The sequence below is a fragment of the Vibrio sp. YT-15 genome (genome assembly GCF_033337445.1).
Classification (GTDB): Bacteria; Pseudomonadota; Gammaproteobacteria; order Enterobacterales; family Vibrionaceae; genus Vibrio; species Vibrio alginolyticus.
In genome coordinates this window covers 491030-504483 of record NZ_JAWOQR010000002.1, presented here as the reverse complement: position 1 = coordinate 504483, position 13454 = coordinate 491030, and the positions used below count along the sequence as shown (strand labels likewise).

Annotated in this window: 11 protein-coding genes; 4 read left to right on the top strand and 7 right to left on the bottom strand. The window is 43.9% G+C overall.

From position 1 onward, the window contains the following. Window positions 1–73: 73 nt before the first annotated feature. Window positions 74–1840 carry a sigma-54-dependent Fis family transcriptional regulator gene (locus R7D93_RS06425; protein ID WP_225496942.1) on the top strand — a complete coding sequence of 589 codons (1767 nt, stop codon included), beginning with the start codon at window positions 74–76 and terminating at the stop codon, window positions 1838–1840. A gap of 61 nt (window positions 1841–1901) precedes the next feature. On the opposite strand, the gene R7D93_RS06420 is transcribed toward R7D93_RS06425, so the two are convergent. Next, a complete protein-coding gene (locus R7D93_RS06420) occupies window positions 1902–2039 on the bottom strand; it encodes a hypothetical protein (protein ID WP_005377165.1) in 138 nt (45 codons plus the stop codon). Between the two features lie 578 nt (window positions 2040–2617). Between R7D93_RS06420 and R7D93_RS06415 the strand changes: the two genes are divergently transcribed. Continuing rightward, window positions 2618–2821: a hypothetical protein gene (locus R7D93_RS06415; RefSeq protein WP_005377162.1), complete on the top strand. Its 204-nt coding sequence runs from the start codon at window positions 2618–2620 to the stop codon at window positions 2819–2821. Between the two features lie 10 nt (window positions 2822–2831). Here the strand turns inward: R7D93_RS06415 and R7D93_RS06410 are convergent, their stop codons facing one another. The 4 genes from R7D93_RS06410 to zwf all read right to left on the bottom strand — a co-directional run bounded on the left by R7D93_RS06410 (window position 2832) and on the right by zwf (window position 7280). Further along, window positions 2832–3359: a hypothetical protein gene (locus tag R7D93_RS06410; RefSeq protein ID WP_158156546.1), complete on the bottom strand. Its 528-nt coding sequence runs from the start codon at window positions 3357–3359 to the stop codon at window positions 2832–2834. A 218-nt stretch (window positions 3360–3577) separates the two neighbouring features. Next, window positions 3578–5026, bottom strand: coding sequence for a decarboxylating NADP(+)-dependent phosphogluconate dehydrogenase (gene gnd, locus R7D93_RS06405; protein WP_005377160.1), 1449 nt, complete (start codon window positions 5024–5026; stop codon window positions 3578–3580). 38 nt (window positions 5027–5064) lie between these two features. Further along, window positions 5065–5781, bottom strand: coding sequence for a 6-phosphogluconolactonase (gene pgl / locus R7D93_RS06400; RefSeq protein ID WP_017634562.1), 717 nt, complete (start codon window positions 5779–5781; stop codon window positions 5065–5067). Then, window positions 5778–7280: a glucose-6-phosphate dehydrogenase gene (zwf, locus tag R7D93_RS06395; RefSeq protein ID WP_017634563.1), complete on the bottom strand. Its 1503-nt coding sequence runs from the start codon at window positions 7278–7280 to the stop codon at window positions 5778–5780. The genes pgl and zwf overlap by 4 nt, the downstream gene beginning before the upstream one ends. A gap of 537 nt (window positions 7281–7817) precedes the next feature. Between zwf and R7D93_RS06390 the strand changes: the two genes are divergently transcribed. Together R7D93_RS06390 and R7D93_RS06385 are read left to right on the top strand one after the other, a co-directional pair. Beyond that, window positions 7818–8783 (top strand): helix-turn-helix domain-containing protein, encoded by a 966-nt coding sequence (locus tag R7D93_RS06390; RefSeq protein ID WP_213877641.1) that lies wholly within the window; start codon window positions 7818–7820, stop codon window positions 8781–8783. A 99-nt stretch (window positions 8784–8882) separates the two neighbouring features. After that, the gene (locus tag R7D93_RS06385) at window positions 8883–11018 is read left to right on the top strand and encodes a TonB-dependent siderophore receptor (protein WP_213877639.1); all 2136 of its coding nucleotides are present in this window, start codon (window positions 8883–8885) and stop codon (window positions 11016–11018) included. Between the two features lie 91 nt (window positions 11019–11109). Here R7D93_RS06385 and R7D93_RS06380 read toward each other — a convergent pair whose 3' ends face one another. Together R7D93_RS06380 and R7D93_RS06375 are read right to left on the bottom strand one after the other, a co-directional pair. Then, the gene (locus tag R7D93_RS06380; RefSeq protein ID WP_138939089.1) at window positions 11110–11796 is read right to left on the bottom strand and encodes a response regulator; all 687 of its coding nucleotides are present in this window, start codon (window positions 11794–11796) and stop codon (window positions 11110–11112) included. Then, entirely contained in the window at window positions 11793–13412 is a 1620-nt protein-coding gene (locus R7D93_RS06375; protein WP_053306993.1) for a sensor histidine kinase, read from the bottom strand. Before R7D93_RS06375 ends, R7D93_RS06380 begins: the two co-directional genes overlap by 4 nt. Window positions 13413–13454: the final 42 nt, after the last annotated feature.

Below are 13454 nucleotides of genomic sequence, written 5' to 3'. Positions count from 1 at the left end.
GATGTATGGTGTGAACACCAATGTTCAAGTGTTCCAAAATGGCACACCCTCACTGTGACAAAATGGTACAGTCATGGAACTTCAACATATTAGCGATAACAATTGGCTTTCAACTTCATGGGTCAGAAGTGAACAAGCGGGTTTAAAACAGCGTCGACGCCCTGAAGATATTCGAGTAACGCCAGCGACGCTCCAAGATAGGCGTCACCAACTCAATTTTTTGCTAGAGGCAGTCACTCAATTTGCGCTCCCTTTGTTTAATCAGCTATTTGCTCATAGCGACAGTCGCTTAATTTTGACGGATTCAGATGGTGTCATCATCGGCAGTTGGGGACAGCCTAGATTTCTTGAAAAGTTAACGGAAATCTCGCTAAGCTCTGGAGCATGCTGGCAAGAAAAGGTCAAAGGCACCAACGCGATTGGTACAGCTTTGGTTGAAGCAAAGCCCGTTTCTGTTATTGGTGATCAGCACTTTATCCAACACCATCGTTTTATTAGCTGTTCGGCTAATCCTATTTTCGATCATCTTGGTAACCTCATTGGCGTATTAGATATTACAAGCGAGCAAAAGAGACATGACTTCTCAACGCAAGTACTAGTACAAAACATGGTCCAGCAAGTGGAGAATCAACTACTTAACTTGATTCCACAAGGGCATATTCGTGTGGATTTAGCGTGCGAAAAAGGTTTACTGAATAGTGGTTGGCAAGGAATTATCATTGCAAATGAAGACGGACAAGTTTTGGCTCACAATCAAGTAGCCTCTCAACTTTTTGCGCAAAAAAATATCATTGGGCAATCCTTAGACGACATTCTATCCACTCGGGGAAATGAGCACCCTTTCGTTTTCAAAACAAAACCGCTTACCGATAAAGATAGCAAGGTCAAGTCTCGTGCTGTAGCGGCGTCCAATGATCTTCATTATGGCGACTCCGCTGTTGAGCACTGTTGGCAGCAAGCTAATCGCGTCATCGATAAAGACATCAGTTTGTTGATTCTCGGAGAGACTGGTGTTGGCAAAAACGAGTTTGTAAAAGCACTCCATAAAAACAGCCAGAGAAAAACGGGACCGTTAGTTTCCGTCAACTGCGGAGCGCTACCAAAAGATCTGGTTGAATCTGAATTATTTGGCTACGTAGCCGGTGCCTTTACTGGCGCAAACAGCAAAGGCTATCAGGGAAAAATTCGCCAAGCACACAAAGGGATTTTGTTTCTAGATGAAATCGCAGATTTACCCTTGGAAGCTCAAAGCCGATTGCTCCATGTATTGCAAGATAAAACCGTGCTTCCCGTGGGTTCCAACCAAAGCATTCAAGTCGATACGCAAATCATTGCAGCCACGCATAAAGATCTGGAACATTTGGTCAGCGAAGGATTGTTCCGCCAAGATTTGTATTATCGCCTTAATGGCTTGATCATTGAGCTACCTCGCTTTGAGGAGCGTGAAGATAAACGACAACTGATTGAGAACATTCATCGGCGTCACGCCGAATCTGAACAACAGCTTTGCCCTCACCTACTTTCTCTGATGCTGTCTTACTCATGGCCAGGAAATTTGCGTGAACTCGATAGTTTAATCAAAGTATCCGCCTTAATGGCGCAAGGTGAAGAAATATTGGAACTCACACACGTCCCAGCCCACCTAAGTAAGAAACTCAGCCAAGCTCAAGAAGGGGCAGCATCCGCTGAACCAACTTCAGAACTGCGTGCAACCGTCGAAGATAAGTTGCTCAAAACATATCAAGCCAATCAGGGGAACATTAGCAAAACGTCTCGTATGCTTGGTGTGAGCCGAAATACCATTTACAGAAAGTTGAAAAGCCTTGGCATATTAAGTTAATTCTACGACCTCAGATACAAAAAGAGCACCGTTGCGGTGCTCTTTCTCTTTGAAACCTAGCTTACAGGCCGCCTTGTTGTTGCGCCTGTTTTACTAATGCCTGACGTTGAGTTTCCTTCTCAGAGATCACTTGATTGTCCTTGTGCATTTCCTGTTCCAATTCTGCTGGAATGAAAACAAAGTACTTGTTAAGAGTCATCTTAGAACCTCAATTTGCTGTGTTAATTACCTTCTTGGTCGACGTAAACAAAACCAGAAAAACATGTTTTACTGGATCCTTGTTGCTAGTTTCAAAAAATAAAGGATGTTCATATAATAAACATCCTCCATGTGGGCGATAATTATAGGCGTAGTTTAAAGGCTTACCTAGCACTCTTTTTCACCTTTTGTGCAATCTGAGTTTCGATCGAAAAACGGATTTAGTTGCCCGTAATTACTAAGGTATTGTTAAAAAGAGAAAAAAGCTTTTACTGTAACTGACGACAGGGATGAGCTTACGAGTGTAGGTTCACTTGCAATTGTGTATCGTAGAGTTCGAATACGATAATAATAACGCTACATGCCCTTAATCTGCGTAGTTAAAAACTTTGAAGTGATAGACAACCGAAGTCATATCTGTGCAACTCAGTTTAACGATTTGTCTACCGGTTCAATATTTCACCTTTTTTGAGAAATCTTTAGCCACTTTTTTGTGTGAAACGCCCCAAAAGAGCAGACAATTAAAAGTGTGGCATATGATCACAATTGTCTATCCCCACTTAGCTTCGGGAGGCGTTTATGAAAAGTAACAAACTTGGCCATGTGATGTCTTTCAGCAGGATGTTTTCCTTCATTGCATTCTTGACGGCCACATTCGCATGGATTCTCAGCATGTACGCCCTATTTACTGTTTCTTTAGTGGCTCTTGTGGTCAGTGCAATTCTCTACCTAAAGGACAGGTTTTATCAAAACAAGAAAACGACCACTGAAAAGAGCGCCTAGGCGCTCTTTTCTATTGGATGTCATTTCCGTGTGACTTGATATAGTTATCAATCCGTTCGAGTTCGTGAAAATAACCATACATACCAATACGATTAATTTCTGGTTCTATACAGTATTTTTCTTCTTTTACCATAGCTTCTACAAACATTCCGCTTGATGCAATTGTGAAAGGTGGACACGCTGAGTAACCATTATTTTCTGCAATATATTTCAATCGCCCAAATTCAAAAATTTGACCTGGAATAGCAACGATAAGGGACAAGACAACTGTTATAGTTATCACTTTAATCGGCACTTTGACTAACTGAGTCATTCGATCAAATAAAATATAGACCAATAATGTAGGGCACAAGAGTAAGCTTGCGATACTTAAAACATATGACGCATCAATGTAGACCACTTGAAAACCACTACTGAGCTGAAGCGGTAGAGATTCGAAAACGAAATGATGATAAAGGCGATAGATGGAGTAAGTAATCAGTAATATGAACATAAGCAACACGAAAGCTGTGTGAAATGGATGCTTCTGTTGTGTCATTTCTATTACCTTATAGTTGAGGAGACGGCAGAGAGCGGCTTAGCTTCACTCTTCGAAGAGAAATATTAAACTGCTAGCAAATGCATGCTCTCCCATTTCTGAGAAGTGCGTGACGAATCAACGTTTAATGTAACTTTTAAATCTACCAATATCTTACAGACACAAAAAAGGATGCCACTTGGGCACCCTTTTGCTTTGATCAGCTTACTGACCGCGGATTAAACGTCGTAAGTTGTAGACGCTGTGTCGCCGCCTGTACCAGTCCAGTTAGTGTGGAAGAATTCACCACGTGGACGGTCAATACGCTCATAAGTGTGAGCACCGAAGTAGTCACGTTGAGCTTGAAGCAGGTTCGCTGGTAGACGAGCTGTTGTGTAACCGTCTAGGAAAGATAGCGCAGAAATCGTACATGGCATTGGGATACCAGATTCTAGAGATTTCGCTGCTACTTTACGCCATGCTGCTAGGCTGCCTTGTAGGATGTTTTTGAAGTACTCATCAGAACCTAGGAATGCGATGTCTGGGTTCGCTTCGTACGCATCACGGATGTTGCCTAGGAACGCAGAACGGATGATACAACCGCCACGCCACATTAGAGCTACGTTACCGTAGTTTAAGTCCCAACCGTTCTCGTTAGACGCTTCGCGCATTAGCATGAAGCCTTGAGCGTAAGAGATGATCTTAGAAGCTAGTAGCGCTTGACGTAGTGCATCAACCCACTCTTGCTTGTCGCCTTCAACTGGAGTGATTGTCTTACCGAATAGAGATTCAGCTTCAACACGTTGGTCTTTCAGTGCAGATAGACAACGAGAGAATACAGACTCAGAGATAAGTGTTAGTGGAATACCTAGGTCTAGTGCGTTGATACCAGTCCATTTACCAGTACCTTTTTGGCCTGCTGTGTCTAGGATCTTTTCAACGAGAGGCTCACCGTCTTCATCTTTGTAGCCAAGAATGTCAGCCGTGATTTCAACAAGGTAGCTGTCTAGCTCAGTCTTGTTCCAATCAGCGAATACTGCTTGCATCTCGTCTGCAGACATACCAAGACCGTCTTTCATGAACTGGTAAGCTTCTGTGATAAGCTGCATGTCACCGTATTCGATACCGTTGTGTACCATCTTAACGAAGTGACCAGCACCGTCGTTACCAACCCAGTCACAACATGGCTCACCAGCGTCAGTTTTCGCAGCGATACCTTGGAAGATAGGCTTAACCGCTTCCCATGCTTCAGCAGCACCGCCAGGCATGATAGATGGACCGAAGCGCGCACCTTCTTCACCACCAGATACACCAGTACCGATGAAGTGGATACCTTTTTCACGTAGTGCAGCAACACGACGGTTTGTATCTGGGTAGTTAGTGTTACCACCGTCAATAATGATGTCGCCTTTGTCTAGCAGAGGTACTAGCGCTTCGATGAACTTGTCTACAACGTCACCAGCGCGAACCATCAACATTACTTTACGCGGCGTTTCTAGCTTCTCTACTAGTTCTTCTAGAGAGTATGCACCGATGATGTTCGTGCCTTTTGCTGGACCTTCCAGGAACTCGTCTACTTTAGCAGCAGTACGGTTGTGAGCAACCACTTTAAAGCCGTGATCGTTCATGTTTAGGATAAGGTTTTGACCCATTACTGCTAGGCCAATTACACCGATATCACCTTTCATTGTTTCTCTCCAATTTTATTTCATCGACGAGCAGCGTCTTAAGCAATTTTTGCTGCCGCGTCTAAATCTAAATACCATTCCGTTAGGCCCGATTTCGCTTGAATCTTAGCCGCTGGGTATGGCAGTGCGTGTGCTGGTGAACTGTTAATTTCTTCAACAATGTCCGCTTTTCCTGCACCAAGCACTAAGTAACTAATGCGTTTCGCTGCTTCTAATACGCGTGCGGTTTTCGACACACGAAGTTGGCCCGATTCAGGATGCGACGCCACAAGAGATAGGTTCGCATCATCATAATTCGTTTGGCCAGGGAACAGAGAAGCTGTATGACCATCTGCACCAACGCCTAATAAGATCCAGTCAAACACAGGTGTGCCGTTTTCACTCGGGATCACCTCTGCCATCTCTTTTGCAAAGCGCTCTGCTTCTGCTTTAGGCTCATCTTCGCCACGGATGCGGTGAATGTTTTCTGCAGGAATATTTACTTGGCTAAACAACAACGTGTTCGCTTCACCGTAGTTGCTTTCTGCATCGTCAGGGGCAACACAACGTTCGTCACCCCACCAAAAGTGGAGGTTTTCCCATTGAATGGAGGTTGCGTAAGCCTCTGAAGCCAGTAGTTTAAACAGCATTTTAGGAGTGCTGCCGCCAGAAAGAGAGATGTGAACAGGTCTGCCCATTTCGCTAAACGCTTTCATATCGTTAGCTAGGCTTTCAACTACCTGTTCTGCTGTTTGGTAGATCTTATGGTTGATCATAGTTCACAGTAATCCGTATCTGTTAAGTTTTTACATGGGAAACGCCAAGCGCGGCCATCACGCTGTAACAAGTCATCTGACTCTTTAGGTCCCCAAGTGCCGCATGCGTACCCGAAGAGGGATTGTGGATCTTGCTTAAAATCTAAGATTGGCTGTACGTATTGCCAGCACGCTTCCACCGCATCACTACGTGCAAATAGCGTAGCATCACCATTCAAAGCATCAAGTAGAAGGCGCTCGTATGCCGTTAGCATTTGCGTTTCTTGCAAGTCAGCGTAATGGAAGTTCATTTTCACTTCCTTCGCTTCAAAGCCTGCGCCTGGCTCTTTCAAGCCAAAGCTCATTTGAATGCCTTCGTCTGGTTGAATACGAATGATCAGCTTGTTTTCTGGTGCGTTTTGACCAAACACAGGATGCGGTGTTTGTTTAAAGTGGATAACCACCTCAGTAACGCGTGTTGGAAGACGCTTACCAGTACGCACGTAAAATGGCACGCCATTCCAACGCCAGTTGTTGATGTACGCTTTCAAACCGATGTAAGTCTCTGTACGAGAATCGTCTGCAACTCCCGGCTCTTCACGGTAGCCGCGTAGGCTTTGCCCACGAACTTCAGACGCCGTGTATTGGCCTAATACTAGGTCATTGCGCAGAGCGTTTTCGTCTAATGGCTTTAAGCATTGAAGCACTTTTACCACTTCATCGCGCATCGAGTCTGCATTGATTTGCGCTGGTGGTTCCATACCTACCATTGCTAATACTTGTAGCAAGTGGTTTTGGAACATGTCGCGCACAGCGCCAGAGTTGTCGTAGTAACCACCACGCTCCTCTACGCCAAGGAATTCTGCGCCTGTGATTTCAACGTAATCAATGAAGTTACGGTTCCAAAGCGGCTCAAACATCGCATTAGAGAAACGAAGCACAAGCAGGTTTTGTACCGTTTCTTTACCTAAGTAATGGTCAATTCGGTAGATTTGATGCTCTTGGAAGTGCTCGTGAATTTCTTTGTCCAGAATACGCGCCGATTCAAGATCATAGCCGAATGGTTTCTCAATGATCAGGCGTTTCCAGCCATCCTCTTCACTGTTAAGACCATGTGCTGCAAGACTTGCAGGGATCACACTGTATAAACTTGGTGGGGTTGCTAAGTAAAAAAGCGTATTGCGTTGCTCGAATTGATATTCGTCCGCAAGTTGGTCTAAGCGAGAAGATAGCTTACCGTAATCTTGTGTGTCAGAAGTATTAATTGCTTGGTAGTGCAGATGGTTAATAAATGCATCAAGCGTTTCTGGCTCAGTCTTTTCCATTTCCTGAAGCGATTTTTTCAGCTTCGCGCGGTAAGACTCATCACTGTATTCAGTGCGACTTACACCCAGAATGGCAAAATTCTCTGGAAGCTGCTTGTTCGCGTAGAGGTGGTATAAAGCAGGAATGAGCTTACGGTACGTAAGGTCACCTGAAGCACCAAAAATAACGATGCTGCTGTTTTCTGGTATTACCATCATCTTTCCCTTAAAAACGAGGTACTTATTGTGTGCCCGGATACGGCTAGAGAATGAGCCAACCCTATCAATGGCACCTCAAAATAGAAAATTGGTCTTACCTATTACGTTGATAGGTAAAGTCTATGGGCCCAAAGAACCTCAAGAAGTTGCATTTCCGATTCTTGGAAACACGACGTATTGAGGTCATTTAAGTCACTTATGTCTCAAAAGTACACACTGTACTCGCTGGAGGAGAGTCCGACACGGGGCAATATTGTCTACGACTATTTGATTTACATCAACACTTGCCAGTGCAAACGTTTAAATAAGTTGCACAAAACGTCATAAGCGATTGTATTTTATTGATAAAAAAAGTTTCATCTGAACGCTCCAGAATTTAAGCAAAAACTCTAATATGGGCAATAATTACTCATACTTGCAATCCATTACAGTTTTATCGTGATCTGTGTTACTTACTTTTTATTTCATCATCCTATTGATAATGATACTCAATTAAAGATAATGAAATCACTATTAATGTGAAAGTAGAACGCCATGAAATCAAGCGCCATTAACCCACACCCCATAAACCGAATACAATCGGTGCTTGACTACATTCACACCAACTTAGACAGCACTCTGAGCGTAGATGAAATATCGAAAGCAAGTTGTTGGTCGCGCTGGCAACTGCAACGCGTATTTCAACAACACACTGGCGTATCCGTCGCTCACTACATCAGAGAGCTTAAACTTAGCCTTGCGGCTGAGCGCTTAATCCATACTTCTGACCGCTCGTTAGATATAGCGATAGAAATGGGATTTACATCTGAACACGCATTTAGCCGAGCGTTCAGGAATATGTTTTCAAAAAGCCCCCGTGAATATCGAAAAACGCAACAACTCTCCGGGTTGAGACAACCTTTGACGCTGCGTAAGACACCAAAAGAAGAGAAAAAACATCAGCGCTTTATTGAAGTTCGAATAGAAACAAAACCGGCTTTTGAACTTGCTGGTTATCATGAACCTATTCACGGATTGTTTTCCGCTGCGCCCGATTTCCAATCCAAAGTACCGTCACTTTGGTCACGTCTTTATTCATCTGAAAACCTTAACAATTCGGAAAGTAGTTACTTTGGCGTGATTGATGTGACTCAAGCGTATTCAAACAACCAACAACTTGAGTATTGGGCAGGTTATGAGTGCAGTCCAACAGCAAACGCATCAAGATCAACGAACTCTTCCAACTCGGGGTTAGACCTCTTAGCTGTTCCTGAGCAAACCTACGCCGTCATTACACACATAGGCAAAGCATCAGAGCTCGCCTCAACGCTGGAATGGTTTATTTTACATTGGCTACCCTACTCTAATTATCATGCTATCGATGGTTATGAGTTAGAGCTTTATCCAGAAGGTTATGATGTTGATAGCGAACAAGCACAAATGCAGTATTGGATTCCTGTCGAGCCAAACGACTCGCTATCTTTAAAACCTAAGAACAGAAGAATACGTTCCAAAGATTAGTGTTTTGCACCAAATTGTTAACTTTTCCTATTTCTTTGAATATAGAATACAAATAACAATCATTATCAATAAATAGAAAAAGTAGTGGAATTTATAAATATGGAAAGTCCGATTCGATTTCATCGTTCAGCGGTTGCTATCGTCGTATCCGCATTGCTCGCTGGCCACGCCAATGCGACTGAGAGCGTATCCCAACACGAAACGATTACGGTGCTAGGAGAAACATACCGAAACACCGCAACTAAAACCGTTTTAGAACCGGAGGAAACACCGCAAGCGATCACGGTAATCACTAAAGATGACATGGACCTGCGCGGCGTAAACTCGGTGAGCGAAGCATTGCGTTACGCGCCTGGCGTAAATACAGAATTGCGTGGCGGTGCCGTTTCCCGACTCGACCTATTCAATATTCGTGGCTTTATTAACTACACCAACTTTTATGATGGTCTTCCTTTGCTGTACAACGGTTGGAACCTTCAACCTCAGGTAGATTCCGTTGCTCTTGAGCAAATCGAGGTTTTTAAAGGGCCAACGTCTGTTCTTTACGGCAATATTCCACCAGGAGGTATGGTCAATATTATCGCCAAGGCGCCTCAGTCAACACCCTCACACTCTGTCTCGATTAGTACTGGGACTAACAGCCTAAAAGAACTGACGTTCGACACCACAGGACAAATTGGTGATTCTAATGTGGATTACCGTATCGTCGGCCTGGCAAAACAGCGAGATGGTCAAGCCGATACGTCTGAAGACGAACGTTATGTACTCGCCCCATCTTTCAATTGGCAAGCGACAGAAAGCACATTAGTGAACGTGAATGTTTACTATCAAAATGATCCATCAGCAGGTATCTACACGACTGTGCCTGCGTCTGGCTCAGTGATTAAAAACCCACTTGGCTCGATGTCACCAAGCACTTATTTGGGGGATGAGGACTGGAACACTTACGAACGCGAAGTTCTGATGATGGGTTACAAAGTCCAACACGACTTTAACAACAATTGGCAATTTCTACAGAATGCCCGCTACATGACCGCCGATGCCTATCAGGAAAACACATATAACGGTGCACTTGAAGCGGATAACCGTACCGTTGGTCGAAATGCCTATTTAACCGATGAAAAGTCCAAATCCTTTGTGATTGACAACCAACTATCTGGCTACGTTAAAACAGGACATTTTGAACATAACTTATTGTTCGGGCTTGATTATCAGTATCTAGACTCAGATGTAAAATACAAAGACACGCTTGGGTATTCGCTAACTCAGGACATTTTTAATCCTGACCACAACAGCATTGATCGTAATGCACTGAATTTCCAATACAAACAAAACTTAGATATCAAAACGAAGCAGATTGGCGTTTATTTCCAAGATCAAGTTCGTTACGACCAACTTGTAATGATTGCAGGTCTTCGTTGGGATAAATACGATTCAAATACAGACGCCGTTAGCGATTATCTAGGAGCAGTATCCAACAGCAAGGAAGAGTTAGACGATACCAACGTATCTTTCCGAGTCGGTGGTTTGTATGAGCTAGACTTTGGCCTCTCGCCATACCTTACTTACTCGGAAAGTTTTGAGCCAATTGCGGGTGCCGACTCTTCTGGTAAAGCATTTGAGCCATCAACCGGTCATCAATGGGAGTTAGGCTTTAAATACGCACCATTATCTGGTGATATCTCAGGTAACTTAGCACTCTTCCATATTACGAAGAAAAACGCGATCTTGACCGATCCGAATAATCCATATGCACCGAACTATCAAGCGGGCGAAGTGGTATCACAAGGTATTGAACTTGAGGCAAAATGGCAAGCCACAGCACAAGCTGATTTCACTCTAGGCTATACATATACCGATATGGAGATTACCGAGGACAGTTATTACAACCAAGAAGGTAAAACGCCGGTTTGGGTACCTGAGCAAACGGCCTCTCTATGGGCAAATTACTTCTTTGAAGGAAATCTTTCAGGCCTTCGTACCAGTGCTGGCGTTCGCTATGTCGGAGAAGCACAAATTGATGCACAGAATAGTCAAAAAGTACCGGACTACACCTTGTTTGATTTAGCAGCAAGTTACGATTTCTCAACGGTATCTGAATCAATGAAAGGGGCTAGCGTCACGCTTTCTGCAAGCAATCTATTCGATAAAGAATACTATTCTTGTTACGACAAAAATAACTGTTGGTTTGGCGCTGAGCGCTCTATCGAAGCGAAGTTAGAATACAACTTCTAACCTCTTAGAGCGGAACAGCAGTAATTTGTAAAGCGATGGTTTCTAAAACAAGCCATCGCTTTTTATTTTGCATAGAGCATCAATATAAATGCTACCGTGTCACTTTTTTATAGCACCTTTCTGGCCTACCAACAGAGCCATAGTTTAAATCAGCCTCTAGTTCACCAGTAGTGATAAGATACTCCAAATAACGCCTTGCCGTTGTTCGGCTCACTCCGATTTTTTCACCTGCCTCATCAGCGGTTAGCGCACTGCCATTTGGAAACAACTCCCTGATCTTGTCTAGCGTTACACCATCAATCCCTTTCGGTAATCGGTTCGGCAAGTTGTCTTGATTGGCGTGAGACTGCAGCATTTTATCAACGAGGTTCTGATCCAAACTCTCTACGATGTCTAGTTGTTGGCGTTGGGACACATACTTTTTCAGTGCGGCATCTAAACGTGGAAACATCACTGGTTTTAGCAGGTAATCGACAACGCCACCTCTCATTGCCTGTTGTAACGTATCGACATCCCTTGCGGCTGTAATCAAAATGACATCACACGTTTGGTTACTTGCACGCAGTGTATTTAGTATCTCAAGCCCTGTGCCATCGGGAAGATAGACATCCATCAATAGTAAATCTGGCTTAAGAATGTCGAGTTGCATTTCCGCTTCCATTCTCGTGGTCGCAATTCCAACCACTTCCAAACCTGTCAGTTGGCTTAAGTATTTGTGGTGCAGCTCAGCAATAGCCAGATCATCTTCAATGATCATTACGCGAGTCGCCATACTCATAATTGTTCTTCCTTGGGTAAGTACACCGTTATTCTTGTCCCATAATTTGTATTGGGTATCATCTCAACATGGCCGTGATATCGAGTAGCAAGCTGATTGACAAGGTGCAACCCAACACCTCGATTTTGACGAGATTTCGTTGAAACGCCTTTTGTAAATAATGTTTGTGGATCCATTGTTTTTGGGAGGCCACAGCCATGATCTATCACCTCAAGTATCACTTCATTTCCGTAATCGCTAACGGACACATCAATGTTTCTGCGTTCTGACGCAACATTTGATTCATCGCGAATTGAAGTTAACGTGGCATCGAAAGCGTTATCAATCAAATTACCCAAAATTGTGACAAGATCTTCCGAATTTAGCCACTCAGGCAGGGGCTCCAGACGACTGCCTTCCTCAACCACCAGTTGTAAGCCTAACTCGCGAGCACGTTCAGTTTTTCCAAGCAACATACCTGCAATTAGCGGGTCCTTAACGGTATCTCTTAAAAACTCAATCATTGCTTGATAGTGTGCGGTTTCTTGTCCAATTAACTTTTGCACCGCATCAAGCTCACCCATTTGTACTAGCCCGCTGATAGTGTTTAGCTTATTGCGATGCTCATGGGTTTGCGAACGTAACAAATCTGCATATTCCTTGGTTTGTGATAGCTGCTCGGTTAGATCATTAATTTCATCCCTTAAACGGAAACTCGATACCGCCCCCACGATTTTTCCATCAACATAAATTGGAGAGCGATTTGCAATCAGGCGCTTATGATTAAGGAATATCTCAATATCATGATCTTCCTGCCCGCTTTCTAACACTGTATATAGATCGCTATCACGCAGCGTATCAGTCAAAGGTTTATTAAGCGCTGATTCTCTATCAATACCGAGAATCTGGCAGGCACTACGATTTATCGAGCGAAGTATCCCTTGGGCATCAATGCTTAACACGCCCTCTTTGATGGTGCTCATCGTCACTTCTAATTCGCCGTACAACCGCCCTATCTCTTCAGGCTCAAAGCCTAAAATGGCGCGCTGAAACTTTCTCGACGCATAATTGGATACAATGGCGTTAGCGACGACAACTACGATGACCATTAAAATCAAAAAGGCCAAAAATGGTTCGATGCGGTCTTGCAGTCGGTCGAGCAAATAGCCAACCGAAACCACACCAATGATGTTCCCTTGCTCGTCAAAAATCGCAGCTTTACCACGAACTGAATAACCTAACGAGCCCTGTGCCGTCGAAACATAAGACAACCCCTGTTCTAGCGCTCGACGATTGTCGCCACCTCTCATTGGCTTGCCCAACCGCTCATCAACAGGGTGGATTAAGCGTACTCCCTTATGGTCGCCAATAACGATGAATGCAGCACCTATGGCTTCGGTTAATTCTCTAAAGCGAAGTTGGTATGGCTGGGGGTTTTGGGTTTCGATCATTTCACGAACAACCGCTGAGTCCGCTAAAAAACGGGCAACACCCAGTGCTTTTTCTCCCATTTCTTGCTCTTGATTGATTTTGAGATAAGTGAACCCCGCGGCGACAAGCAATAACAGCTCTATCAACCCCGATAGCGTCATGATAATGAGCATCCGCTTACGAAAGCTGATGGTTTTCCAACTCATTGATACATCCTTGTGATTCACTCTTGAGCGTAACGTTAACAC

Coding starts and splice junctions, on each gene's coding strand:
- R7D93_RS06425 (WP_225496942.1), top strand. CDS start 74: ATGGAACTTCAACATATTAGCGATAACAATTGGCTTTCAACTTCATGG.
- R7D93_RS06420 (WP_005377165.1), bottom strand. CDS start 2,039: ATGACTCTTAACAAGTACTTTGTTTTCATTCCAGCAGAATTGGAACAG.
- R7D93_RS06415 (WP_005377162.1), top strand. CDS start 2,618: ATGAAAAGTAACAAACTTGGCCATGTGATGTCTTTCAGCAGGATGTTT.
- R7D93_RS06410 (WP_158156546.1), bottom strand. CDS start 3,359: ATGACACAACAGAAGCATCCATTTCACACAGCTTTCGTGTTGCTTATG.
- gnd (WP_005377160.1), bottom strand. CDS start 5,026: ATGAAAGGTGATATCGGTGTAATTGGCCTAGCAGTAATGGGTCAAAAC.
- pgl (WP_017634562.1), bottom strand. CDS start 5,781: ATGATCAACCATAAGATCTACCAAACAGCAGAACAGGTAGTTGAAAGC.
- zwf (WP_017634563.1), bottom strand. CDS start 7,280: ATGGTAATACCAGAAAACAGCAGCATCGTTATTTTTGGTGCTTCAGGT.
- R7D93_RS06390 (WP_213877641.1), top strand. CDS start 7,818: ATGAAATCAAGCGCCATTAACCCACACCCCATAAACCGAATACAATCG.
- R7D93_RS06385 (WP_213877639.1), top strand. CDS start 8,883: ATGGAAAGTCCGATTCGATTTCATCGTTCAGCGGTTGCTATCGTCGTA.
- R7D93_RS06380 (WP_138939089.1), bottom strand. CDS start 11,796: ATGAGTATGGCGACTCGCGTAATGATCATTGAAGATGATCTGGCTATT.
- R7D93_RS06375 (WP_053306993.1), bottom strand. CDS start 13,412: ATGAGTTGGAAAACCATCAGCTTTCGTAAGCGGATGCTCATTATCATG.